General features: G+C 53.8%; 27 protein-coding genes and 1 pseudogene. 12 read left to right on the forward strand and 16 right to left on the reverse strand.

The features are described from left to right. Positions 1 to 2 precede the first annotated feature (2 nt). The 3 genes from ntrB to nasR form a co-directional block, all read right to left on the reverse strand. Positions 3 to 884, reverse strand: coding sequence for a nitrate ABC transporter permease (ntrB, locus tag F0Q32_RS08675; RefSeq protein WP_149462722.1), 882 nt, complete (start codon positions 882 to 884; stop codon positions 3 to 5). Between the two features lies 1 nt (position 885). Continuing rightward, entirely contained in the window at positions 886 to 2,142 is a 1,257-nt protein-coding gene (locus tag F0Q32_RS08680) for a CmpA/NrtA family ABC transporter substrate-binding protein (RefSeq protein ID WP_149462723.1), read from the reverse strand. A 224-nt stretch (positions 2,143 to 2,366) separates the two neighbouring features. Continuing rightward, the gene (nasR, locus tag F0Q32_RS08685; RefSeq protein WP_149462724.1) at positions 2,367 to 3,563 is read right to left on the reverse strand and encodes a nitrate regulatory protein NasR; all 1,197 of its coding nucleotides are present in this window, start codon (positions 3,561 to 3,563) and stop codon (positions 2,367 to 2,369) included. Between the two features lie 66 nt (positions 3,564 to 3,629). Here nasR and F0Q32_RS08690 point away from each other — a divergent pair, with 66 nt between their 5' ends. Both F0Q32_RS08690 and F0Q32_RS08695 read left to right on the forward strand, forming a co-directional pair. Further along, positions 3,630 to 3,983, forward strand: coding sequence for a DsrE/DsrF/TusD sulfur relay family protein (locus F0Q32_RS08690; protein ID WP_149462725.1), 354 nt, complete (start codon positions 3,630 to 3,632; stop codon positions 3,981 to 3,983). Positions 3,984 to 4,246: 263 nt separating this feature from the next. After that, on the forward strand, positions 4,247 to 4,480 hold the full coding sequence (locus F0Q32_RS08695) for a DUF1883 domain-containing protein (protein ID WP_149462869.1): 234 nt from the start codon (positions 4,247 to 4,249) through the stop codon (positions 4,478 to 4,480). 35 nt (positions 4,481 to 4,515) lie between these two features. Here F0Q32_RS08695 and F0Q32_RS08700 read toward each other — a convergent pair whose 3' ends face one another. Together F0Q32_RS08700 and chaB are read right to left on the reverse strand one after the other, a co-directional pair. Next, positions 4,516 to 5,196 (reverse strand): gamma-glutamylcyclotransferase, encoded by a 681-nt coding sequence (locus F0Q32_RS08700; RefSeq protein ID WP_149462726.1) that lies wholly within the window; start codon positions 5,194 to 5,196, stop codon positions 4,516 to 4,518. Positions 5,197 to 5,411: 215 nt separating this feature from the next. Continuing rightward, positions 5,412 to 5,641, reverse strand: a pseudogene (gene chaB / locus F0Q32_RS08705) (putative cation transport regulator ChaB). 286 nt (positions 5,642 to 5,927) lie between these two features. On the opposite strand from chaB, the gene chaA reads away from it, so the two are divergent. Both chaA and F0Q32_RS08720 read left to right on the forward strand, forming a co-directional pair. Further along, entirely contained in the window at positions 5,928 to 7,028 is a 1,101-nt protein-coding gene (chaA, locus tag F0Q32_RS08710; protein ID WP_149462727.1) for a sodium-potassium/proton antiporter ChaA, read from the forward strand. A gap of 328 nt (positions 7,029 to 7,356) precedes the next feature. Continuing rightward, a complete protein-coding gene (locus tag F0Q32_RS08720) occupies positions 7,357 to 7,464 on the forward strand; it encodes a type I toxin-antitoxin system toxin Ldr family protein (RefSeq protein ID WP_041686436.1) in 108 nt (35 codons plus the stop codon). Positions 7,465 to 7,567: 103 nt separating this feature from the next. Here F0Q32_RS08720 and F0Q32_RS08725 read toward each other — a convergent pair whose 3' ends face one another. From F0Q32_RS08725 to F0Q32_RS08735, 3 genes are all read right to left on the reverse strand, one after another. Beyond that, the gene (locus F0Q32_RS08725) at positions 7,568 to 7,861 is read right to left on the reverse strand and encodes a hypothetical protein (protein ID WP_149462728.1); all 294 of its coding nucleotides are present in this window, start codon (positions 7,859 to 7,861) and stop codon (positions 7,568 to 7,570) included. A 164-nt stretch (positions 7,862 to 8,025) separates the two neighbouring features. Continuing rightward, positions 8,026 to 8,283 carry a hypothetical protein gene (locus F0Q32_RS08730; protein WP_149462729.1) on the reverse strand — a complete coding sequence of 86 codons (258 nt, stop codon included), beginning with the start codon at positions 8,281 to 8,283 and terminating at the stop codon, positions 8,026 to 8,028. A 14-nt stretch (positions 8,284 to 8,297) separates the two neighbouring features. Further along, positions 8,298 to 8,966, reverse strand: coding sequence for a hypothetical protein (locus F0Q32_RS08735; RefSeq protein WP_149462730.1), 669 nt, complete (start codon positions 8,964 to 8,966; stop codon positions 8,298 to 8,300). Between the two features lie 368 nt (positions 8,967 to 9,334). On the opposite strand from F0Q32_RS08735, the gene F0Q32_RS08745 reads away from it, so the two are divergent. Then, positions 9,335 to 9,427 carry a type I toxin-antitoxin system toxin Ldr family protein gene (locus F0Q32_RS08745; protein WP_149462731.1) on the forward strand — a complete coding sequence of 31 codons (93 nt, stop codon included), beginning with the start codon at positions 9,335 to 9,337 and terminating at the stop codon, positions 9,425 to 9,427. A gap of 119 nt (positions 9,428 to 9,546) precedes the next feature. Here F0Q32_RS08745 and F0Q32_RS08750 read toward each other — a convergent pair whose 3' ends face one another. Beyond that, positions 9,547 to 9,912 carry an Imm57 family immunity protein gene (locus F0Q32_RS08750; protein WP_149462732.1) on the reverse strand — a complete coding sequence of 122 codons (366 nt, stop codon included), beginning with the start codon at positions 9,910 to 9,912 and terminating at the stop codon, positions 9,547 to 9,549. Positions 9,913 to 10,422: 510 nt separating this feature from the next. Between F0Q32_RS08750 and F0Q32_RS08760 the strand changes: the two genes are divergently transcribed. Continuing rightward, on the forward strand, positions 10,423 to 10,530 hold the full coding sequence (locus F0Q32_RS08760; RefSeq protein WP_041686436.1) for a type I toxin-antitoxin system toxin Ldr family protein: 108 nt from the start codon (positions 10,423 to 10,425) through the stop codon (positions 10,528 to 10,530). A 150-nt stretch (positions 10,531 to 10,680) separates the two neighbouring features. Here the strand turns inward: F0Q32_RS08760 and kdsA are convergent, their stop codons facing one another. From kdsA to hemA, 6 genes are all read right to left on the reverse strand, one after another. Next, on the reverse strand, positions 10,681 to 11,535 hold the full coding sequence (kdsA, locus tag F0Q32_RS08765) for a 3-deoxy-8-phosphooctulonate synthase (protein ID WP_015964131.1): 855 nt from the start codon (positions 11,533 to 11,535) through the stop codon (positions 10,681 to 10,683). Positions 11,536 to 11,646: 111 nt separating this feature from the next. Continuing rightward, on the reverse strand, positions 11,647 to 12,456 hold the full coding sequence (sirB1, locus tag F0Q32_RS08770; protein WP_015964130.1) for an invasion regulator SirB1: 810 nt from the start codon (positions 12,454 to 12,456) through the stop codon (positions 11,647 to 11,649). A 3-nt stretch (positions 12,457 to 12,459) separates the two neighbouring features. After that, a complete protein-coding gene (locus F0Q32_RS08775) occupies positions 12,460 to 12,852 on the reverse strand; it encodes a SirB2 family protein (protein ID WP_149462733.1) in 393 nt (130 codons plus the stop codon). Next, positions 12,849 to 13,691 (reverse strand): peptide chain release factor N(5)-glutamine methyltransferase, encoded by an 843-nt coding sequence (prmC, locus tag F0Q32_RS08780; protein WP_149462734.1) that lies wholly within the window; start codon positions 13,689 to 13,691, stop codon positions 12,849 to 12,851. The genes F0Q32_RS08775 and prmC overlap by 4 nt, the downstream gene beginning before the upstream one ends. Then, positions 13,691 to 14,773: a peptide chain release factor 1 gene (gene prfA / locus F0Q32_RS08785; RefSeq protein WP_149462735.1), complete on the reverse strand. Its 1,083-nt coding sequence runs from the start codon at positions 14,771 to 14,773 to the stop codon at positions 13,691 to 13,693. Before prfA ends, prmC begins: the two co-directional genes overlap by 1 nt. 35 nt (positions 14,774 to 14,808) lie before the next feature. Next, positions 14,809 to 16,065 carry a glutamyl-tRNA reductase gene (gene hemA / locus F0Q32_RS08790; RefSeq protein ID WP_108477117.1) on the reverse strand — a complete coding sequence of 419 codons (1,257 nt, stop codon included), beginning with the start codon at positions 16,063 to 16,065 and terminating at the stop codon, positions 14,809 to 14,811. Positions 16,066 to 16,298: 233 nt separating this feature from the next. Between hemA and lolB the strand changes: the two genes are divergently transcribed. The 4 genes from lolB (at position 16,299) to dauA (ending at position 20,671) form a co-directional block, all read left to right on the forward strand. Next, positions 16,299 to 16,919, forward strand: a complete 621-nt coding sequence (lolB, locus tag F0Q32_RS08795) for a lipoprotein insertase outer membrane protein LolB (RefSeq protein ID WP_149462736.1) — start codon at positions 16,299 to 16,301, stop codon at positions 16,917 to 16,919. Then, complete coding sequence (gene ispE, locus F0Q32_RS08800; protein ID WP_149462737.1) at positions 16,916 to 17,767, forward strand: 4-(cytidine 5'-diphospho)-2-C-methyl-D-erythritol kinase; 852 nt, start codon at positions 16,916 to 16,918, stop codon at positions 17,765 to 17,767. The genes lolB and ispE overlap by 4 nt, the downstream gene beginning before the upstream one ends. 149 nt (positions 17,768 to 17,916) lie before the next feature. Further along, positions 17,917 to 18,864, forward strand: a complete 948-nt coding sequence (gene prs / locus F0Q32_RS08805) for a ribose-phosphate diphosphokinase (protein WP_003856663.1) — start codon at positions 17,917 to 17,919, stop codon at positions 18,862 to 18,864. A gap of 124 nt (positions 18,865 to 18,988) precedes the next feature. Beyond that, positions 18,989 to 20,671, forward strand: coding sequence for a C4-dicarboxylic acid transporter DauA (gene dauA, locus F0Q32_RS08810; protein WP_149462738.1), 1,683 nt, complete (start codon positions 18,989 to 18,991; stop codon positions 20,669 to 20,671). Between the two features lie 39 nt (positions 20,672 to 20,710). Here the strand turns inward: dauA and ychH are convergent, their stop codons facing one another. Further along, on the reverse strand, positions 20,711 to 20,986 hold the full coding sequence (gene ychH, locus F0Q32_RS08815; RefSeq protein ID WP_149462739.1) for a stress-induced protein YchH: 276 nt from the start codon (positions 20,984 to 20,986) through the stop codon (positions 20,711 to 20,713). Positions 20,987 to 21,259: 273 nt separating this feature from the next. Here ychH and pth point away from each other — a divergent pair, with 273 nt between their 5' ends. Next, positions 21,260 to 21,844, forward strand: a complete 585-nt coding sequence (gene pth, locus F0Q32_RS08820) for an aminoacyl-tRNA hydrolase (protein ID WP_149462740.1) — start codon at positions 21,260 to 21,262, stop codon at positions 21,842 to 21,844. A 114-nt stretch (positions 21,845 to 21,958) separates the two neighbouring features. Beyond that, positions 21,959 to 23,050 carry a redox-regulated ATPase YchF gene (ychF, locus tag F0Q32_RS08825; RefSeq protein WP_015964120.1) on the forward strand — a complete coding sequence of 364 codons (1,092 nt, stop codon included), beginning with the start codon at positions 21,959 to 21,961 and terminating at the stop codon, positions 23,048 to 23,050. The last annotated feature ends 76 nt before the right edge of the window (positions 23,051 to 23,126 follow it).

The following is a 23,126-nucleotide window of genomic DNA, read 5'->3' on the forward strand; positions in this document are numbered from 1 at the left end:
CCTTATTTATCCTGCCAGCTGAAACGGCGGGCGATGAGCATCAACCCCTGCTCCAGCACCAGCCCAACCACGCCAATAATGACGATGGCAATGAGAATGTTTTCGACGTTGAGGTTGTTCCACTCATTCCAGATCCAGAAACCGATCCCCAGCCCACCGGTGAGCATTTCGGCGGCGACGATCACCAGCCAGGCAATACCGATGGAGAGACGCACGCCGGTTAGTACCGCTGGCAGCACCGCCGGGAACAGGATCTTGCGCATTACCGTCCATTCTGAGAGCTGTAACACGCGCGCGACGTTGAGGTAGTCCTGCGGAATACGACGCACGCCTTCCGCGGTATTAATAACCATCGGCCAGATCGAGCAGATAAAAATGGTCCAGCTGGACGCAGGCTCCGCTTTCTGGAACAGAAGGAGGCCAATCGGCAGCCAGGCAAGTGGACTTACCGGGCGCAGCAGCGCAATCAGCGGCGAAAACATGCGAGAAAAAAAGACAAAGCGCCCAATCAGGAAGCCAAGAGGAATACCCACCAGCGCCGCGAGGCCAAATCCCACCGCCACGCGCTGAAGAGAGGCCAGCACATTCCAGCCCACGCCCACATCGTTTGGTCCATTGTTATAGAACGGGTCAGCAAACAGCGTCAGCGCGGAATCCAGTGTGCTAAGCGGCGTCGGAAAACCTTTGCTGTTAATGGCAGCGAATTGCCAGGCCAGCACCAACAACCCCAGCCCCAGCACCGCAGGAACGGTACGTTCGGCGATATTGCGCAGCACGCGTCCCGCTGCAGGCGCGCGCCGGCGCACCTGTACCGGCGGCAGCGTAATCACTTCGCCCGGAACAGCCGGTGCGGCAGCCGGTTTGACATTTTGCGTCTGTTTCATCTCAGGCTCCTCTACGTTGAATGGCAAAGCTGCGGGCATACCCTTCCGGGTCGCTACCGTTCCACACCGTTCCGTCCATCAGTGTGCTGCTGCGAAACAGGCTGGAAGGCGGCGTAATGCCGCCGACCGCCTGTGCCGCCTCTTTCCAGATATCCGTGCGATTAATGCGTTGCGCGATGGCCTGATAATCGGGCTCCGTTTTGAGGAGTCCCCAGCGGCGAAATTGGGTTAAGAACCACATCCCGTCAGAGATCCACGGGAAGGTCACTTCGCCCTCGGCGTAAAAACGCATCGGATGCGCATCCTGCCAGCGACGACCGATGCCGTTATCGTATTCACCCAGCATGCGGCCTGTGAGGTACTGTTCTTTGGTGTTCAGCCAGCCACGACGCGAGAGGATCTGTGCGGTTTCACGTTTGTTTTCCGCTGACGCTTCAATCCAGCGGGCGGCGTCAATGAGCGCCGCGACCAACGCGCGACTGGTATTGGGGTTTTGCTCAACCCACTCGCGACGCGTGCCAAGCACTTTCTCCGGGTGCTCCGGCCAGATATCCTGGGTGGTGGCCGCCGTGAAGCCGATGCGGTCATTAATCGCCCGCGCGTTCCACGGCTCGCCGACACAAAAGCCCACCATGTTGCCTATACGCATGTTCATCACCATCTGCGGCGGCGGTACGACTACGGTGCGCACATCGTCAAAGGGATGAATACCGCCGCTCGCCAGCCAGTAATAGAGCCACATGGCGTGGGTGCCGGTCGGGAAGGTGTGGGCGAAGGTATAAGCGCCCGGCGCGCTCTGGCCGATCAGCTTTTTCAGCGCAGGAAGATCAGTCCCCCCTTTCTCCTGCAACTCAGCAGAAAGCGTAATGGCCTGCCCGTTGCGGTTGAGGGTCATCAGGTTTGCCATCGCCTGCGGCTTACTGGCGATTCCCAGTTCCAGCCCGTAAAGCAGCCCATAAAGCACATGCGCCGCATCCAGCTCGCCATTGACCAGTTTGTCGCGTACTGCCGCCCAGCTCGCCTCTTTGCTGGGAACCAGCGTAATACCGTACTTTTTGTCAAAGCCTTTCAGCGAGGCAATTGCCAGCGGTGCACAATCGGTTAGCGGGATAAATCCCACTCTTACCGTCTCCTGCTCAGGCTTATCCGAGCCCGCCGCCCACGCCGAATGCATCAAACCCGGCAGTAACATCGCGCCCCCCAATGCCGCCCCTGCCTGCAATAAACGCCGTCGAGAGAGTGAAAATGCATCGCCCATAGCTGCTCCCACATGTAAAAAAAAAGCGCCCGGCAGTGCTTACGCACTGCGGGACGCCGTTATCCTGATGGTTTGAGGCCGCCGTTGGCCCGCTACCGATGATTTACAGGTGATAATGCAATTCAGATGCCAGGTCGTAAATGACCGTGAAATCGGCCTGACGTGGCTGAGCGACTGCCTTCAATGCACTTTCAGCAGGCATGCTCTGCTCGCGAAGAGTGCAATCAGGCAGAAAGATCGCGCTGCCAGAGTGCACTGACCGTTAACAGCGCGCGCGCCACTTCCACCATGCGCTGATTTTTATCCATCGCCATTTTGCGCAGACAGTGCCATGCCTGCTCTTCATTCATTTGCTGATGCGCCATCAACACACTTTTCGCTTTATCGATCACTTTGCGCTCTTCGAGCATCTCTTTTAGCGACGCCAGTTGCCCGGTGAGTACTTCCAGTTCTCGCGCCTGTTGGCGCACCAACGGCAGCAGTTGCCGATCCAGGGTGAATAGCAGGTTATCGCTGGCAGGATCATCGAGCGGTGCAGCGTGTTGCGCCTGCGCGTCATCGTCGCGCAGCAATATCACGACCTCCGCAATGAGATCGCTTATCAGTGATTCCTCAAGGCTGCGAAGTTGCTCCAGACGCTGAGCTTGTAGGCTAAACCAACGCAGTGCCGCCTCGCCGCCGTCAGGCGCGGGCTGACGCGTGCAGGCGATGCGACGCAACTGTTCAATAGCAATGCCCGCCTGCCCGTGTTCATTGAACAACGTTTTCAATGTCTGGCTTGCCAGACTTATAAACCCGTCAAAGCAGGGCTGCTGACCATCAATTCTGTCTACCAACTGCTGGCGAAGATCGTCGCTAAACTGCCCGAGCGTAAAGCCCAGCGCCCCCAGCGCACGTTCCTGCCCCACCAGCTCTTTGCCCTGCATAAAGCTGTAAAGTGCCACGAGTCGCCCGACCAGCGCGGGGTTGTCGATGGTGTCATTAAGTTGGGGAATAATACTCAGCAGATGACGTACCACCCGACTATAACGGGCGGTAGCGGTACCGGCATCCACACGTTGGGTATTAATGGCATGGCGCAAATCGGGCAACTGCTCCAGAGACCAGACGGCGCTGGCGATGCGCTGGCACAGCCCGGATGCGGCAGGTACCGCCTGCGGGTCAAGCAGCTGCAAGAATTCGCGCACCCGCTCATCCACCAGTGCCGCACTCGCCCGGCGTTCAGGTTCATATAAACGTCCACCCGAGCATAACCAGATGTTGGACGCGCCGCGTTCGCACTGTAACATGTGTACCAGATGGCTCAACTGGCTTACCAGTTGGCCCTGCTGCGCCAGCTGTTGAAGCTTACCTTTCTGAACCTGGCGCGCATAACGAAACCACTCGATTGCGCCGGGTGTCGTGTCAGCACGATTGATCATGCTCCCTCCCGGTAACGTCTCTTTTATTAACCAAAGCAATAAACGTGCCTTTTTGAAGGAGTAGAGATGCAACATATTGTGATCGTCGCTAACGGTGCCGCCTACGGCAGTGAATCCCTGTTCAACAGTCTGCGCCTGGCCATTGCCCTGCGCGAGCAGCAGGGTGACCTCGACCTGAAACTGTTTTTGATGTCTGATGCGGTCACAGCCGGGTTACGTGGGCAAAAACCTGCGGAAGGCTACAACATTCAGCAGATGCTGGAGATCCTCACCGCGCAAAACGTCCCTGTAAAACTGTGCAAAACCTGCACCGATGGCCGGGGCATTACCACGCTGCCACTGATTGATGGAGTGGAAGTGGGTACGCTGGTCGAACTGGCACAATGGACGCTGGCCGCTGACAAGGTGCTGACGTTTTAAGCGTTCATTTAGTCGACTTTACTGAAATTACCGGCGATTGCCGCAGATTATACCCGGCTGGCGCGCGTTATCTGGTCAATCACGCGTCAGGCTGAATGGTTTCAGGAGAATCCTCACTTTTGTTGAATCGTTGTCAGATTTGTTGATCGAAATCATCATCTTCCCCCTCCCTATTTGGTGTTATCAATGAGTGATTTGTGAACAACATCACATGCAGGATATCCGTCGCAGGGAGTGCATTCACAGAAAGATTCGGGGTTGAGATGGCGATGGTTAAGGCAAGTTTGACGTTATTTGGTGGGGATACGGTGGTGGTGCGTTGCTCAGAGCGCTGCCATATTCATTTAATGAGCGCACAAAGCAGCAACAGCGATATTCTGAGCGTACAAAACAGAGAGAGTGCCTATCTTACAGTGCCTTACAGCGGTACCTGGAATGTGTTAATTGACAGCCACAGCCAGTCGCTTGAACACTCAATCAGCTATGTTGCAGCCTGATTAAGCGCCCGGAAGCCGAAACTTCCGGGCGTTTTTTATGCCAGCCCCGGTTGTGGGTTGATCCCCAGTAAACCGCGAACATATTTAATCAATTCATTGAGCCCTTCATCGGGCATACCGAGTTTCTGTAACTCTTCATCCAGCGAGAAAAGATACTGCGCATTGGTGCCCAGCGGGCCGCTCGCTGCCGCAATTAACGGTGCTATCACCTGTACGCTGGTGTCAGCTTCGTACTGCGGATGGCGGGGATCCATAATAAAGACCAGCGCGTTAACCGTGCGCCCGTCGTCGAGTTCCAGCTTGCACCAGGTGGGCAAATAGCAGCCGGTGATCATCTCACGTTTCCACAGCAGCGAAAGCTCATCTTCAACCGTCGTCTCGGGCAACTGATAGGCGATTCCGGTGGTGCGCCCGCCCTCTTTCAACGCCAGCATGCGGCCTGGCTGGCAGGCCGTCCCGCGCCCGGCGGTCAGGCGCAGACAAAATGCCCGATGCCAGCCGACCAGCGTACCGGTACAGGAGTCGGTAAATTCCAGCGCCGGATTCCACATCAGCGAGCCGTAGCCGAATATCCACACCGGCCCGTCATCTGGCCGACACGCAAGCGTAGCGGCCAGGGATGCCGCGCGTTGCTCTGGAGACCAGAGCAGCGATTCCTCAATAGCGCCAAACGCTGTTGTACAATCTGCCTTCATTAAGAAATCACGTGTAATCACTCTCAACCTCCGCCACTACATCACGTCCGTGCGTATTATTCAGACCTCTGGTTTTGGCTAATAGCGAACCAGGCAAATTCTCATCTGCATTTGCCTTTCCCTGAGTTTTTATTGCTTAAATATTATCCAGCTTTATTAAGCAATATGCAATTGCGCATCTGACGGCAAGAGTATTAAACCGTGACAAAGGGCTTTAGGATAATCGTGCTATTGGCCTATTTCTTTTTATACCATTTGTCATCGTCACCTTTTTCATACTCATGTTCACTGCGGCCCAGGCCACACGGTGAGCAGTCTCCTCGCGGGAGGCATCGTCCCGACGGTCAGATTTATCTTTGTATTGTTCCCACGCGCTGTTAAAGGCTTCTTTGTATATCTCCTGGGCGTGAGCTGGCAAAACATGTTGCACACTGTCGGGTAAATCAGATTTGCTGTTATAGGGCATAAGTCCTCCTGTTAGTGGCTTCATGATAAGTATGGCTCACTGAACCGCAGACAAAACTTAATTAAGAATATTACTCACTATCAACACATAACATGATGTTAATTAAGGGATAAAATAACATAACAACACTTTTCAATAGCTTCATATAAAAGTTATCAATCAGGGTAAACTTTAGTAAAAAATCGTTATATATAAGCCACAATCTGTTAATTTATAGACTTATGCTGTGACGATTAGAAATATTCTAAGTATATAATTATAAACACCTGCACTAACGGAGATGGACATGACGCATGTACAAGAGGCGGTAAAAACCCGCCATAAGGAGACTTCTCTCATTTTCCCGGTTATTGCGCTGGCAATATTGTTCTTCTGGGGAAGTAGTCAATCATTGCCAGTCGTTGTCGGGATTAATATCCTGGCGCTTATCGGTATTCTCAGCAGCGCATTCAGCGTTGTTCGCCACGCCGACGTGCTGGCGCATCGCCTCGGCGAACCCTACGGTTCGCTTATCTTAAGTCTTTCCGTGGTTATTCTGGAAGTGAGCCTGATTTCCGCACTGATGGCGACGGGCGATGCCGCCCCTACGCTGATGCGCGACACGCTCTACTCCATCATTATGATTGTGACCGGCGGCCTGGTGGGCTTCTCGCTACTGCTGGGAGGGCGCAAATTTGCGACGCAGTACGTCAATCTGTTCGGCATCAAACAGTATCTGATTGCCCTCTTCCCGCTGGCGATTATCGTACTGGTGTTCCCGATGGCGCTGCCTGAAGCGAACTTCACTATCGGTCAATCTCTGCTGGTGGCGCTGATTTCTGCCGCAATGTACGGCGTGTTCCTGCTGATTCAGACCAAAACGCACCAGAGCCTGTTTGTTTACGAACATGAAGACGATGGCGACGACGATGACCCGCACCACGGTAAACCGTCAGCTCACAGTAACGCCTGGCACGCTGCCTGGCTGATTGTGCATCTGATTGCCGTTATTGCGGTCACCAAGATGAACGCTAACCCGCTGGAGACGCTGCTCACCACAATGAATGCGCCTGTCGCATTTACCGGTTTCCTGGTGGCTCTGTTGATTCTCTCTCCTGAAGGCCTGGGTGCGCTGAAAGCGGTACTGAATAATCAGGTGCAGCGTGCGATGAACCTGTTCTTTGGTTCCGTGTTGGCCACCATTTCACTGACCGTTCCGGTCGTGACGCTGATTGCCTGGATGACGGGTAATGAGCTGATGTTTGGTCTCGGCGCGCCAGAAATGATTGTGATGGTTGCGTCATTAGTACTGTGCCAGATCTCGTTCTCCACCGGGCGTACCAATGTACTAAACGGAGCCGCGCATCTGGCGCTGTTTGCCGCCTATCTGATGACCATATTCGCCTGATAATCGTGCCGGCAGCCGTAATTGCGAGCATCAGCGAGAATGCGACCGAAACGGCTGCAATAGATAACGGAAGGTCGGAAGACGTCACGCAGCGTACGTATTTCGCCAGTGAAGTGCATAAAGCAGACGACGTAGAATCCGCACCAAGCCGGACTCTTCCGGTGAGGCGCAATGTTTCGGGGGCTTGATCCCCGGCGGCGTTGGTTGCTGGAAAGAGAAAACCCCCGCACGTTGTAAGGCGTAAACCTGACAACATTACGGGGGCTAATCTTGAACCCAGACAAGTCAAGAATAGCCGCGAAACGTTGTCATGACAATAGGCGGCTATATGACGCTCGTGCAGTTTAGCGTGATGTTCTGGCACGACCTGGCAGCCCCAATTCTTGCGGGTATTATCACCGCAGCGATTGTTGGCTGGTGGCGTAACAGGAAGTAACGTGAAGGCGGGCGTCAGGCTGTCGTAATGACAACATACGCCCGAAACAGGCCGCAGGGGTAATAGCCTGCGGCCTTTTTTGGATGTCATCGCAGGCTAAATCTTATTGCCAAAAGCTTGCTTTGCGCGGCAGTTTTACGGAATAGCCGTTATCGAATATGCCGATCAGTTCATCTTCCTCGGTGATCGTGCCATGAAACTCGCCCCAGGATGCCATCTCGTCGGGAAGGTGGAAGCTGAAATGCCCCGTTGTGCTGTCGACCTTTAGGGGTGCAACAAGTGGCTTTATTGCTGCCCCTTCGGCATGCTGAAATACTACCCAGTATTTATCGCCTTCAGCCTGAGATATTATCATTTCATCCCCCAAAATATCGGCAGTGTCAGGATGACTCTCCATGCTGGAAAAAACACCCGTTAGTTTTCCCCTGTCAGTGAGAAACTATGCAACACACTGGGCTAAATCTTCAGGGACCCCTGCAGCTTCTTTTTGAAATGCCACCACGAGCTCTGAAGGCGTCATCTCCCCATACGCCCCAGACCAAAGCCCAACGTAGTGCGACGTCAGTAAATCACTTGAGAAAAAGAGATAAGCGGGTTCAGCATTATTGGGATTAATTGACAGGATTGACCATCCCTGTTTTTAAAAACGTTTAAAATTTCAAGGTCAGTGGAGAAAACCTGTGGGCTAATGTTTTCCTTCATCCTCACAATCTGCTCCGGCGACAGCCCTAAATCGCGACCGATACCGCTGCATGGCGTTTGTGCCCAAAGCGAACTTAATGGCGCTATAAGCCAAAACAGGATTAACCATCTGCTCATTTTTCTTCCCTTTATTAAAAAGCATTAGCGCCACGAATGATGGACACCTGTCCCTGAAGTTTTCCGTACTTATCAATGTATTCGTTGTCCACGCGACATATTTCCGGGGCATACCCTCCCCATGCGGAATTCGCCGATTTGTCGTTCGTTATCGCCACATTTAGTGTGAAGCGATAGTCGTCGTAAAATGGTTGAATAGTACTGCCAGGAACAAAATCGACAATATCCAGCACCACTTTCATGCCACGAACATGAAACTCGCGACGATGCCCATACCATTGATGTTTGCGGCAGCCACCCATCACTTCATAGTGATAAAAACGGGCGCGTGTGACGGTACTTCCCCATTCATCCACGGGCTGTAAAATATCGGCTCCATCTTTTAAATCAATAAGTTTACATTGAAACATGCCAGAAAACGCCCCCCAGTTTCCCTGATAGAGCTCAGCCTGTGGTGTATGCATACATCCCAACACGTAACGTTTCTCGCCTGTCTTCAGCAAAACAGGCAGCTCGCGCAGAGGGGTATAGCGAGTTTGTGTGATGTGTAGAAGGCGTTCCTGAATTGTTGGCCACTCCTCAGCCGCAGTGGCGGGTATCACCAGCAAGAAAATGAATGCGCTGCCTGAATTAATGAGCATCCCACGCCGTAATTTAAAAAAATGCATCCCTGCAACGTTCATCGTCATCCTCCTGGAAAAAGGCAGAGTGTATAGCCGAATGAAACATCTTCATGAACAAAAATTGCGAACACGCATGTAAGCCTACATGAAACCGATGTAAGCAGTGCATAAGCCTCGGAAAGCCTCTCGCACATAGCGTATTTAGCCAGTGAAGCGAGTAAAGCAGGCGTCGTAGAATCTGCATCAAGCCGGAGTCTTCCGGTGAGGCGCAGTGTTGCGGGGGCTTGATCCCCGGCGGCATTGGTTGTTGGAAAGAGAAAACCCCCGCACGTTGTAAGGTGTAAACCTGACAATATTACGGGGGCTTATCTTGACCCTCAACAGTTCAAGAATAGCCGCGAAACGTTGTCATGACAATAGGCGGCTCTATGACGCTCGTGCAGTTTAGCGTGATGTTCTGGCACGACCTGGCAGCCCCAATCCTTGCGGGTATTATCACCGCAGCGATTGTCGGCTGGTGACATAACAGGAAGTAACGTGAAAGCGGGCGTCTGGCTGTCTTGATGACAATATGCGCCCGAAACAGGCCGCAGGGGTAATCGCCTGCGGCCTTTTTTGTCGCGCCGCGACAACAGTAAAATCACCAGTCTTCGTCGTTACACACTGTGCCATCGCGTATTCCTGCGATGATCTGCACGTTTTCAGCGCGAATATGCATCTCACTGCGGCAAACAGATTCCAGATTGTCACGAGCTTCTAAGCCATATTTCCCCGCATTAAACTCAGCCACGCATTGTTTACGTAACGTCAGTGGGTCTAACCGTTCGAGATAAGGCAAAATAGCCTTTCCTTTACTCAGTAAGTAACAAGTAAACGATTCTCCGTTTCCTGCATCCATGCCTCTTCGCCAGCGGACAAGCTCGGCTAAAAACTGCAATGACTGAGGGCCATTACCTTCGCCAATCACCGCCAAACCTAACTCACTTTCAACACCTTTTCCCTGCACGAGGGAATGCTCCGCGAACTCAAGCGTGCACTTCTAATGTTCTGACATTTCGGCCTGCACCACGAACGATGTAAGCAATATACTTATCGCCAGAAATATTCTTAGATTCAATAAATTATCCTCCCTGAAAAACCGGAGTATACCGCCGTAAGTGCCATGTTTATAAACAGAAGAAGTCATCTCGTCGGATATCATCCGCTCAAATTGCGAGCACCGACGGTAACAGCGACGAAATAAATGTAACAGGTGAAAAAAGATCGGAAGACCTTTCGCATTGTGGGTATTTTGAGAGTGAAGTGCGTGAAGCTGGCATCATAGAATCCGCACCAAGCCGGAATCTTCCGGTGAGGCGCAATGTTGCGGGGGCTTGATCCCCGGCGGCGTTGGTTGCTGGAAAGAGAAAACCCCCGCACGTTGTAAGGCGTAAACCTGACAACATAACGGGGGCTACCTTGAACCTAAGCAATTCAAGAATAGCCGCAAAACGTTGTCATGACAATAGGCGGCTATATGACGCTCGTGCAGTTTAGCGTGATGTTCTGGCACGACCTGGCAGCCCCAATTCTTGCGGGTATTATCACCGCAGCGATTGTCGGCTGGTGGCGTAACAGGAAGTAACGTGAAAGCGGGCGTCTGGCTGTCGTGATGACAACATGCGCCCGAAACAGGCCGCAGGAGTAATAGCCTGCGGCCTATTTTGTTCGTGCCAGAAACAAAAAAGCCTTACCGCACAACGGTAAGGCTTCGATAAAATGCAGTGCAGCGTGGTTACTTGCTGGTATCCAGCTCGTCGAATCCTTTCACCAGGTCGTCGATCGCTTTCATCTGCTTCAGGAAAGGTTCCAGTTTATCCAGCGGCAGCGCTGACGGGCCGTCGCAGCGAGCGTGGTCCGGATCCGGATGCGCTTCGATAAACAGACCGGCGATACCGACCGCCATACCGGCGCGTGCCAGTTCAGCGACCTGCGCGCGGCGACCGCCAGAGGCTGCGCCAAACGGGTCGCGGCACTGCAGCGCATGGGTAACGTCGAAAATAACCGGAGAGTTGTTAGAGGCTTTTTTCATCACGCCAAAGCCCAGCATATCGACGACCAGGTTGTCGTAACCGAAGTTCGCGCCGCGATCGCAGAGGATCACTTTGTCGTTACCGCCTTCGATGAACTTATCGACGATGTTGCCCATCTGGCCAGGGCTGACGAACTGCGGTTTTTTGACGTTGATGACCGCACCCGTTTTCGCCATCGCTTCCACCAGATCGGTCTGGCGAGCGAGGAATGCAGGCAGCTGAATCACATCCACCACGTCGGCAACCGGCTGCGCCTGGCTGGCTTCGTGTACGTCGGTAATGATTTTTACGCCGAAGGTCTGTTTCAGTTCCTGGAAAATTTTCATCCCCTCTTCCAGGCCCGGGCCACGGTAAGAGTGAATGGAGGAACGGTTAGCTTTATCAAACGACGCTTTGAAGACGTAAGGGATACCCAGTTTCTGGGTAACGGTAACGTAGTGCTCACAGATGCGCATTGCCAGGTCGCGCGATTCCAGCACGTTCATGCCGCCAAACAGCACGAACGGCAGGTCGTTTGCTACGTTGATATCACCAATACTGACCACTTTCTGTTTCATAAGATCGCCTTATTAGGGTAAATACTCCAGTTATCTCGGGATGCGTCCAGGCAGTCCTGCCAATAATGACGTCACATAATTGCCCGCGAGTATAACCGGAATCCCTGGATTTTAGTGAAGGGTAATTTGTTTCTGCGCGATAGTGTTTATCTGCGCGCGAATCATCTCGCTAATCGGATCTTCCGGGCACTGTTCGACAAAATAACTCAGGTCATTCAATGCAATATGCTCGCATTCAAGCTGAGCATAGATAAGCCCGCGATCGCGAATTTCATACGGATCTTCCGGATTAAATTGCAACAGCGCTTCACTGGTACGCAGCGCCAGTTCCATCTGCTGCTCTTCCATTAATGCCGATTTCAGCGTATCCAGAAGTTTACGGATCACTTCTGCGTTATCCGCTTCGTCGAGATCTTCATTAAACAGTTCAGCCATTGGGCTGATATTGCCTTTCAGCCACACTTCCAGCGTGTGTTCATCCAGCGTATCGCCGTTAAACGGATTGATGAGCCACAACTCTTCGTTGTCGACATCCGCACGCAACAGCAACTGCGTCGGGAAAATCACCGGTACCACGGGAATGGAAAGGCGCTCGGCGAGCCAAAGCATAATTGCGCCAAGTGATACGGCGCTGCCCTGGCGATTTTTCAATACCTGATCCAGCCATAGCGCGTCCGAAAGACGGTACACGCCTTTAGAATCGCTGAAATGCCATTCGTGGTAGAAGAGTTCAATCAGGCGCTCCATCTGCCGGGTCAGCGTCCAGGAGGGGCTAATCTCCTCCTGCGCCAGCGCCAGCAGGCACTCCAGTTGTTCATTTACGCGCTGTGTCGGGAAATCATCACGGATTAACTCTGACACCAGGACCATGCCTTCGCACAGCGGCGCTTTATTAAATTCAAAATCAGCCAATGACTTCATACCTTACCCCAACAACGGAACTTTAGTGATGGCGAGTTTAACGATGATGCACAACACCACCAGCCCCAGTAGAAAGGCAATAAAGCCTCGCTGCTGACTGCGCGGACAGCGACGTCCGAGCGCAACAAAACCCAAAACGATGTAGATGATAACGCCAAACAGTTTCTCCGTCAGCCACGTACCTTGTGGGGTGAATGGATAAACATGGGTCATTACCATCAGCGTGATACCGCTCAGCAGCAGCACGCTATCAATAGTGTGCGGTAATATACGCACCCAACGCAATTTCAGACGTGAATCATTGTTCCACGTCCACCAGTAGCGTAGCGCAAATAGTGCGACCGAAAAGATAGCACTGACGACGTGTATCGGCAGAATAACGCTAAACAGGCTCATTGCGCGGCTCCTGGCCAGATGGCAAGCGTCAGACGATCGTTTCCACCGTAATCCTTGCAGGTTTGCGCCTGAAGATAACCTGCGTCGGTAAACAGGTGACGTACCGCGTCACCCTGCGTCCAGCCATGTTCCAGTAGCATGATGCCACCCGGCAACAACGCCTGTCGGCTTTCACGGATAATATGCGCGAGATCGGCAAGCCCTTCATTGGCGGCAACCAGCGCCGTTTTTGGTTCGAAGCGGACATCGCCCTGAGAGAGATGCGGATCCTGTTCATCAATATAGGGAGGATTACTGACGATCATGGCGAACTTCCGTCCGGCCAGCGCGCTGAACCAATCACTTTGCAAAAGGGTAACGTTGTCTATACCCAGCGTTTGCGCGTTCTGCTGCGCCAGCGCGACGGCATCGGCGATAAAATCGACAGCCGTCACGCGGCAATCAGGTCTTTCACTGGCGATGGCCAGGGCTATCGCGCCAGTGCCGGTGCCTAAATCGAGGATCTCGCAGGGTTGTGCGGACAAGCGTGCTAATGCCTGTTCGACCAGACATTCGGTGTCCGGGCGAGGAATCAGGGTGACGGGAGACACCGCCAGCGGCAGCGACCAGAATTCGCGCATACCCACTAAATGCGCGATCGGTTCACCGCGCTCGCGGCGCGTCAGCAGCGCATCAAGGGGCGCCAGTTCGGCGGGCGTTAATACTGTTTCGTCAAACGCCATGATAAACGTTCGCGTTTTGCCGGTGACGTGCCCGAGCAGGATCTCGGCATCACGGCGCGGGCTTTCGCTCTCCCGCAGCCGTGCAATTGCCTGTTTCAGCCACTGTTGGTAACTCATCATTCCTGGTCAGATAGCGCCGCAAGCTGGTCAGCCTGATATTCCTGAACGATAGGTTCGATCAGCATGTCCAGTTTGCCTTCCATCACTTCATCCAGACGGTAGAGCGTCAGGTTAATACGGTGATCGGTCACGCGCCCCTGCGGGAAGTTATAAGTACGGTTACGGTCGCTACGATCGCCCGTACCCAGCAGGTTACGACGCGTGGACGCTTCCGCCTGCTGGCGTTTGGCCATTTCAGCGGCACGAATACGCGAACCCAGCACGGACAGCGCTTTGGCTTTGTTTTTGTGCTGCGAACGTTCGTCCTGACACTCCACCACAATACCGGTTGGCAAGTGGGTAATACGGATTGCCGAGTCGGTGGTGTTAACGTGCTGACCGCCCGCGCCTGAGGAACGGAAAGTATCGATACGCAGCTCTGACGGGTTGATATCGGGCAGCTCGGCTTCCGGTAGCTCCGGCATCACCGCAACGGTACACGCCGAAGTGTGGATACGCCCTTGCGACTCCGTTGCCGGAACACGCTGCACGCGGTGCCCGCCAGATTCAAATTTCAGACGGCCATACACCCCTTCGCCGCTGATTTTGGCGATCACTTCTTTAAATCCGCCATGCTCGCCTTCGTTGGCGCTCATGATTTCCACACGCCAGCGGCGCGCTTCTGCATAGCGGCTGTACATCCGGAAGAGATCACCCGCAAACAGCGCAGCTTCGTCGCCGCCGGTACCGGCGCGCACTTCAACATAGGCGTTACGTTCGTCATCCGGGTCGCGCGGCAGCAGCAGAACCTGAAGCTGTTGTTCCAGCTCCTCTTCCCGCGCTTTGGCGTCCTGTAATTCTTCCTGCGCCATTTCGCGCATTTCCGGGTCGTCCAGCATCATCTGGGCGGTTTCAATATCGTCCTGAACCTGACGCCAGTCGGTAAAACAGCGTGAAACGTCGCTCAGTTGCGCATACTCACGCGACAGCGCCCGGAATCGCTCCTGATCGGCGATAGTCTCCGCATCGCCCAGCAGCGCCTGAACTTCTTCATGGCGCTCGTACAGAGCTTCCAGTTTGGCAACAATAGAAGGCTTCATTGGCGTAAATGCACCTTGTAATAAAAAGAGTTGTGCTACTCCAGCCCGAGGCTGTTGCGCAGAATATGCAGGCGTTCATCATCCCCGTCACGGGCGGCCTGCTGAAGAGATTTGGTTGGGGCGTGGATCAGGCGGTTGGTCAGCTTACGCGACAGGTCCTGCAAAATTGCCTGGGCGTCGCCGCCCTGCTCCAGCGCGGCAAGCGCTTTTGCGGTGAGCTCTTCACGCGCCATTTCGGCCTGTGAACGGTATTCGCGAATGACATCGCTGGCGCTTTGCGCGCGCAGCCAGGCCATGAATTCGCTGGTTTCCTGCTCAACAATGGTTTCAGCCTGCACCGCAGCGGCTTTGCGCTGGGCAAGGTTGTGCTGAATGATGTTTTGCAAATCATCCACGCTGTACAGATAGGCGTTCGCCAGTTTGCCCACTTCGGGCTCGACGTCACGCGGTACGGCGATATCCACCAGCAGCATTGGCTGATTACGGCGGGCTTTTAATGCACGCTCGACCATCCCTTTACCGATAATCGGCAGCGGGCTGGCGGTAGAACTGATGATGATATCCGCGTCTTTTAAGCGCTCATCGACGTCGCTTAAAGCAATCACTTCCGCGCCCACTTCCTGCGCCAGTACCTGCGCACGTTCGCGGGTACGGTTAGCAATCAGCATTTTCTTGACGTGATGTTCACGCAGATGACGCGCCACCAGTTCAATGGTTTCGCCTGCGCCAACCAGCAACACGGTAACGGTAGAAAGTGATTCAAAAATCTGTCGCGCCAGTGTACAGGCCGCAAATGCCACAGACACCGCACTGGCGCCGATATCGGTTTCGGTGCGCACCCGTTTGGCGACCGAGAACGATTTCTGGAACATGCGCTCCAGTTCGCTGGCATGCAGATGCCCCTGCGCGGAATCCGCGAAGGCTTTCTTAACCTGCCCGAGAATTTGCGGCTCGCCCAGCACCAGCGAATCGAGGCCGCTGGCCACGCGCATCAGGTGGCTGACGGCATCGTTATCCTGATGCCAGTACAAACTTTCACGCAGCTCGGTTTCGTTCAACTGATGGTAGTCGCATAACCAGCGCACGATGGCGTCGTGTAGGTTGTCCTGCTCTTCCACACTCAGATATAGCTCGGTGCGGTTACAGGTCGACAACACCACGCCCCCCTGCACCATTGGCTGAGCCAGCAGGCTCTGCAGCGCCTGGTCAAGCGTATCCGGCGAAAACGAAACACGTTCTCGCAGCGCTACCGGAGCTGTTTTGTGGTTGATGCCAAGCGCTAAAAGGGTCATGTTGCGGGAGTAGTACCAGCGTTGATAAGGTTAGTCTGAGCGCATCATACAGGATGCGCGAGATCAATAAAAGAGACGCTCCCCTTTTGGGGTAGTGCCATCGCTCACCTTGTGAACAAACGGATAGCCAAGATAATTTAATGATTTAAGACAACTTGAGCGTAGACGCTGCTTCGCTGCGACGCTAGCATTAAGGGTTATAACTGCTACCTATCGCAAGGATTGTCATTATCATGACCCTGTCTGACTTTCGCCTGATTCGTCTGCTGCCGCTGGCAAGCCTCGTTCTAACCGCCTGTGTGACCACGACACCACAAGGCCCGGGGAAAAGCCCGGACTCGCCTCAGTGGCGTGAGCACCAGCAGGAAATTCGCAAACTGAACCAGTATCAAACCCGCGGCGCATTCGCCTATCTCTCTGACGAACAAAAAGTTTATGCACGCTTCTTCTGGCAGCAGACCGGTCAGGATCATTACCGACTGCTGCTGACTAACCCGCTGGGCAGTACCGAACTGTCGCTCACCGCGCAGCCAGGCTCGGCGCAGTTAGTCGATAACCAGGGCAAAACCTACACCGACGTGGACGGCGAAGAGATGATTGGCAAGCTCACCGGTATGCCGATTCCGCTTAACAGCCTGCGTCAGTGGATTTTAGGCCTGCCAGGCGACGCGACCGATTACAAACTCGACGACCAGTATCGCCTGCGCGAAGTGAATTACACGCAAAACGGCAAAACCTGGAAAGTGGTGTACGGCGGCTATAACGACCAGAAACCGGCGCTGCCTGCGAATATGGAACTGACCGAAGGTTCCCAGCGCATCAAGCTGAAAATGGATAACTGGATCGTGAAATGATGACCCGTTGGCCCTCTCCCGCAAAGCTGAACCTGTTCTTATATATCACCGGGCAACGTGCCGACGGTTATCATGAGTTGCAGACCCTGTTTCAGTTTCTTGACTACGGCGATACGTTAACCATCGAACCGCGTCAGGATGGGCAACTGCGCCTGTTAACGCCGCTTGAGGGCGTGCCGGACGAAGAGAATTTGATCGTACGTGCTGCGCGTCTGCTGATGAAAACCGCGGCGCAAACGCACCGTCTGGCAGAAGGCAGCGGTGCCGATATCAGTATCGAAAAGCGGCTGCCGATGGGCGGTGGTCTCGGCGGTGGTTCTTCTAACGCCGCCACGGTGCTGGTGGCCCTGAATCAGCTCTGGCAGTGTGGTTTATCGGAAGATGAGCTGGCCGCGATTGGCTTAACGCTGGGTGCAGATGTGCCGGTCTTCGTTCGCGGCCGCGCCGCCTTTGCCGAAGGCGTTGGCGAGCAGCTCACGCCGATAAATGTGGCTGAAAAATGGTACCTGGTGGTTCATCCTGGCGTCAGCATTCCCACGCCGGTGATTTTTAACGATCCTGACTTGCCCCGAAATACGCCAAAAAGGTCAATAGACACGTTATTAAAATGTGAATTTGGCAATGATTGCGAGGTTATCGCAAGAAAACGTTTTCGCGAGGTTGATGAGGTGCTTTCCTGGCTGTTAGAATACGCGCCGTCGCGCCTGACTGGCACAGGGGCCTGTGTTTTTGCTGAATTTGACACAGAACTCGCTGCTCGTCAGGTGCTGGAGCAAGCCCCGGAATGGTTTAATGGCTTTGTGGCTAAGGGTGTAAACCTCTCTCCACTCCATCAATCCATGCTTTAGCCGGGCAAGCTGAGTTTCGGTGACAACGTCACCCTGTTCCAGACGTTGCATCGCGCTCTTTAATACACCGCCTGGGAAGAATATAGCCTGGCCCGCACAGTTTTTGGCTGATTCTTTCCACCAATGGACGCATGCCTGAGGTTCTTCTCGTGCCTGATATGAAGCTTTTTGCTGGTAACGCCACCCCGGAACTAGCACAACGTATTGCCAACCGCCTGTACACTTCTCTTGGCGACGCCGCTGTCGGTCGTTTTAGCGATGGTGAAGTCAGCGTACAAATTAACGAAAATGTACGCGGTGGTGATATTTTCATCATCCAGTCCACTTGTGCTCCCACCAACGACAACCTGATGGAATTGGTTGTTATGGTTGATGCTCTGCGTCGTGCTTCCGCAGGCCGTATCACAGCCGTTATCCCTTACTTTGGTTATGCCCGTCAGGACCGCCGTGTGCGTTCCGCGCGTGTGCCAATTACGGCAAAAGTTGTCGCTGACTTCTTGTCCAGCGTCGGCGTTGACCGCGTACTGACCGTTGACCTGCATGCTGAACAGATTCAGGGCTTCTTCGACGTACCGGTAGATAACGTATTCGGTAGCCCAATCCTGCTCGAAGATATGCTGCAACTGAATCTGGACAACCCAATTGTGGTTTCCCCGGATATCGGCGGCGTTGTTCGTGCTCGCGCCATCGCAAAACTGCTTAACGATACCGACATGGCTATCATCGACAAACGTCGCCCGCGTGCGAACGTTTCTCAGGTGATGCACATCATCGGTGACGTTGCTGGCCGTGACTGCGTTCTGGTTGACGACATGATCGATACCGGCGGCACTCTGTGCAAAGCAGCTGAAGCCCTGAAAGAACGTGGTGCAAAACGCGTATTCGCTTACGCAACCCACCCGATCTTCTCTGGCAATGCGGTAAACAACCTGCGCAACTCAGTTATTGACGAAGTAGTCGTCTGCGATACCATCCCGCTGTCGGATGAAATCAAAGCGCTGCCTAACGTTCGTACACTGACGCTGTCCGGGATGTTGGCCGAAGCGATTCGTCGTATCAGCAACGAAGAATCCATTTCTGCCATGTTCGAGCATTAATCGGACCTGGTTAAAAAACCCGCTGCGGCGGGTTTTTTTGTCTATAGTAACTATTTGTATGACCTATGCCTCCTTCACCTGCCATTCACATGACAGATGATGCGCTCACGGATGAAACATTATTGTGAATAAAATATTTTCCTCACAGGTGATGCCTTTCCGCGCTCTCATCGACGCGTGCTGGAAAGAGAAGTACACCGTATCCCGCTTTACTCGCGATGTTATCGCCGGGATCACTGTCGGTATTATTGCTATCCCGCTGGCGATGGCGCTGGCGATCGGCAGCGGCGTCGCTCCGCAGTATGGTCTGTATACGTCTGCCGTTGCGGGGATTGTTATCGCCCTGACCGGGGGCTCACGCTTTAGCGTCTCCGGGCCGACGGCCGCCTTTGTCGTCATTCTTTACCCTGTATCACAACAGTTTGGCCTTGCCGGGTTGCTGGTCGCCACGTTGATGTCCGGTGTATTTTTGATTCTTTTTGGCCTTGCGCGTTTTGGCCGCTTAATTGAATACATTCCCCTCTCCGTCACGCTGGGCTTTACCTCCGGTATTGGTATCACCATCGGGACGATGCAGATTAAAGACTTCCTTGGCCTGCAACTGACGCACGTGCCGGAACATTATCTGCAAAAAGTCGGGGCGCTGGTGATGGCGCTGCCGACCATCAATATGGGCGATGCTGCGATTGGTATCGTCACCCTCGGCACGCTTATTTTCTGGCCTCGCCTCGGTATTCGCCTGCCGGGCCACCTGCCCGCGCTGATTGCAGGCTGCGTGGTGATGTTTATCGTCAATATGCTGGGCGGTCACGTCGCCACCATTGGTTCCCAGTTCCACTACGTGCTGGCGGATGGCTCGCAGGGCAACGGTATCCCGCAGCTGCTGCCACAACTGGTGTTACCGTGGGATATGCCAGGTTCCGACTTCACGCTGAGCTGGGCATCGCTGCGCGCCCTGCTACCCGCCGCGTTCTCGATGGCAATGCTGGGGGCGATTGAGTCGCTGCTCTGCGCCGTGGTGCTGGACGGCATGACCGGCACCAAACACAAAGCCAACAGTGAGCTGATTGGTCAGGGGCTGGGGAATATTGCCGCGCCGTTCTTTGGCGGCATCACCGCGACCGCTGCCATCGCCCGTTCCGCCGCCAACGTGCGTGCCGGGGCGACCTCACCGGTTTCTGCGGTCATCCACGCGGTCCTGGTTATTCTGGCGCTGCTGATCCTCGCGCCACTGCTCTCCTGGCTGCCGCTTTCGGCAATGGCCGCACTGCTGCTGATGGTGGCCTGGAACATGAGTGAAGCGCATAAAGTGGTTAACCTGCTTCGCCGCGCGCCGAAAGATGACATCATCGTGATGCTTATCTGTATGTCGCTAACGGTACTGTTCGATATGGTTATCGCCATTAGCGTGGGGATTGTACTCGCATCGCTGCTGTTTATGCGCCGTATCGCGCAAATGACCCGCCTGTCGCCGGTCAATGTGGATGTACCGGATGACGTGCTGGTGCTACGCGTGATTGGCCCGCTGTTCTTTGCCGCTGCCGAAAATCTGTTTACTGACCTTGAATCACGTATCGAAGGCAAGCGTATCATCGTGCTGAAGTGGGATGCCGTACCGGTTCTCGATGCAGGTGGGCTGGATGCCTTCCAGCGATTTGTGAGTAAGCTACCGGAAGGATGTGAACTGCGAGTGTCTAACATGGAATTCCAGCCGCTGCGCACGATGGCACGCGCCGGAATTAAACCGATTCCGGGTCGCCTGACCTTCTTCCCGAATAAAGAAGCGGCGCTGGCCGATATCAAATAGCAAAATGGCTCCTGCGGGAGCCATTTTTTTCATCAAATATCAGTGACTGGTGCGTTTGTCCCGGCGACAACGTTTATCATAGTGGCGTACCCACCAGTATTTGTCGCAGACCTGTTCGTGTCCGCCGACACGCGCCCCGGCAAGCCAGAGGATTGCGCCAATAAAGATGCTTAAGACAGCACCGTGCGCGAAAAACTGTGGCAAATTGAACTGTGGCAACTGGTTTAAAATAGAATAGCCGACGCCGACCACCATTACGACCAGGCCCAGACCCATGAGCACATTACCGAGTAACGAAGCGTTTTTACGTTTCATATGTCACCTCCGAGCTTTTGGGCTTAAGGGAAATATCCCTTCTCCTTGTGTGTAAAGTATAGACACCACTTTTGGCAATTTGTGCGATGGCGATCGCAATTACGAACATTAACGCAACAAAACTTTACATTTAAGTTACTGAATTACATCAAGTCTGAATGGTCACCCGAATGAACTATTCGGTTTTTGCCCCTTTGGGCGCTTATTTTTGTCAAGCGCGCGATCACCACGTAAACTACGCGCCAGAAATACGACCTGTTCAGGAATAATAACGTGACGATTAAACTGATTGTCGGCCTGGCTAACCCCGGCGCAGAGTATGCTGCGACGCGCCATAACGCGGGTGCCTGGTATGTCGATTTGCTGGCGGAGCGCGCCCGTGCGCCGTTGAAAGAAGAAAGTAAATTTTTTGGCTACACCTCGCGCATTAACCTGGCGGGTGAGGATGTGCGCCTGCTGGTGCCAACCACTTTTATGAACCTGAGTGGAAAAGCGGTTGCCGCGCTGGCGACGTTCTATCGTATTAATCCGGATGAAATTCTGGTGGCGCACGATGAGCTCGACTTACCACCAGGTGTCGCAAAGTTTAAGCTGGGTGGTGGTCATGGCGGCCATAATGGGTTGAAAGATATCATCAGCAAACTGGGCAATAACCCCAATTTTCATCGCTTACGCATCGGAATTGGCCATCCGGGCGATAAAAACAAAGTTGTCGGTTTCGTTCTCGGCAAACCGCAGGCATCGGAACAGAAGCTGATCGACGATGCGGTAGACGAAGCGGCGCGCTGTACCGAGATCTGGTTGAAGGATGGCTTAACCAAAGCCACTAACCGTTTGCACGCCTTTAAGGCGCAATAACCGTTGAACTGCGGCATTTTTGCCGCATGCCGTGTATAATAGGCAGAGTTATTTACTTTTCTGATACCTGTTATCGTTAACAGGTTGATTATCAAAGATTAAGGTGATTTAAACATGGGATTTAAATGCGGTATCGTCGGTTTGCCTAACGTGGGCAAATCCACCCTGTTCAATGCGCTCACGAAAGCAGGTATTGAAGCGGCGAACTTCCCGTTCTGTACCATTGAGCCGAACACCGGTGTTGTACCCATGCCCGACCCGCGTCTGGACCAGTTGGCTGAAATTGTTAAACCACAGCGCATCCTGCCAACCACCATGGAATTCGTGGACATCGCAGGCCTGGTAAAAGGCGCGTCCAAAGGTGAAGGTCTGGGTAACCAGTTCCTGACCAACATCCGCGAAACCGAAGCCATTGGCCACGTCGTTCGCTGCTTCGAAAACGACAATATCATCCACGTTTCTGGCAAAGTTGATCCGGCAGAAGATATCGACGTCATCAACACCGAACTGGCGCTCTCTGACCTTGATACCTGCGAACGCGCTATCCACCGCGTGCAGAAGAAAGCCAAAGGCGGCGATAAAGACGCGAAAGCTGAACTGGCTGCCCTGGAAAAATGCCTGCCGCAGCTGGAAAACGCCGGTATGCTGCGCGCGCTGGATCTCACTGAAGAAGACAAGGCCGCCATCCGCTACCTGAGCTTCCTGACCCTGAAGCCGACCATGTACATCGCTAACGTCAATGAAGACGGTTTCGAGAACAACCCATACCTGGATAAAGTGCGCGAAATCGCCGCAGCCGAAGGTTCCGTGGTGGTTCCGGTGTGTGCTGCCGTTGAATCTGATATCGCCGAACTTGACGACGAAGAGCGTGACGAATTCATGCAGGAACTGGGCCTCGAAGAACCGGGCCTGAACCGCGTGATTCGCGCCGGTTACGCCCTGCTGAATCTGCAAACTTACTTCACCGCAGGCGTGAAAGAAGTGCGCGCGTGGACCATTCCTGTCGGCGCGACCGCACCGCAGGCTGCCGGTAAAATCCACACCGACTTCGAAAAAGGCTTCATCCGCGCCCAGACTATCGCGTTTGAAGACTTCATCACCTACAAGGGTGAACAAGGCGCGAAAGAAGCCGGTAAAATGCGTGCAGAAGGGAAAGATTACATCGTGAAAGATGGCGATGTAATGAACTTCTTGTTTAACGTGTAAGGTGGTTTGTCAGGCCTGTTGATCTCAATGAACACAATAAAAAATCCACGCATTTGCGTGGATTTTTTTGTTTGCG

Origin of the sequence: Pseudocitrobacter sp. 73 (assembly GCF_008369545.1) — a bacterium.
GTDB lineage: Bacteria > Pseudomonadota > Gammaproteobacteria > Enterobacterales > Enterobacteriaceae > Pseudocitrobacter > Pseudocitrobacter vendiensis.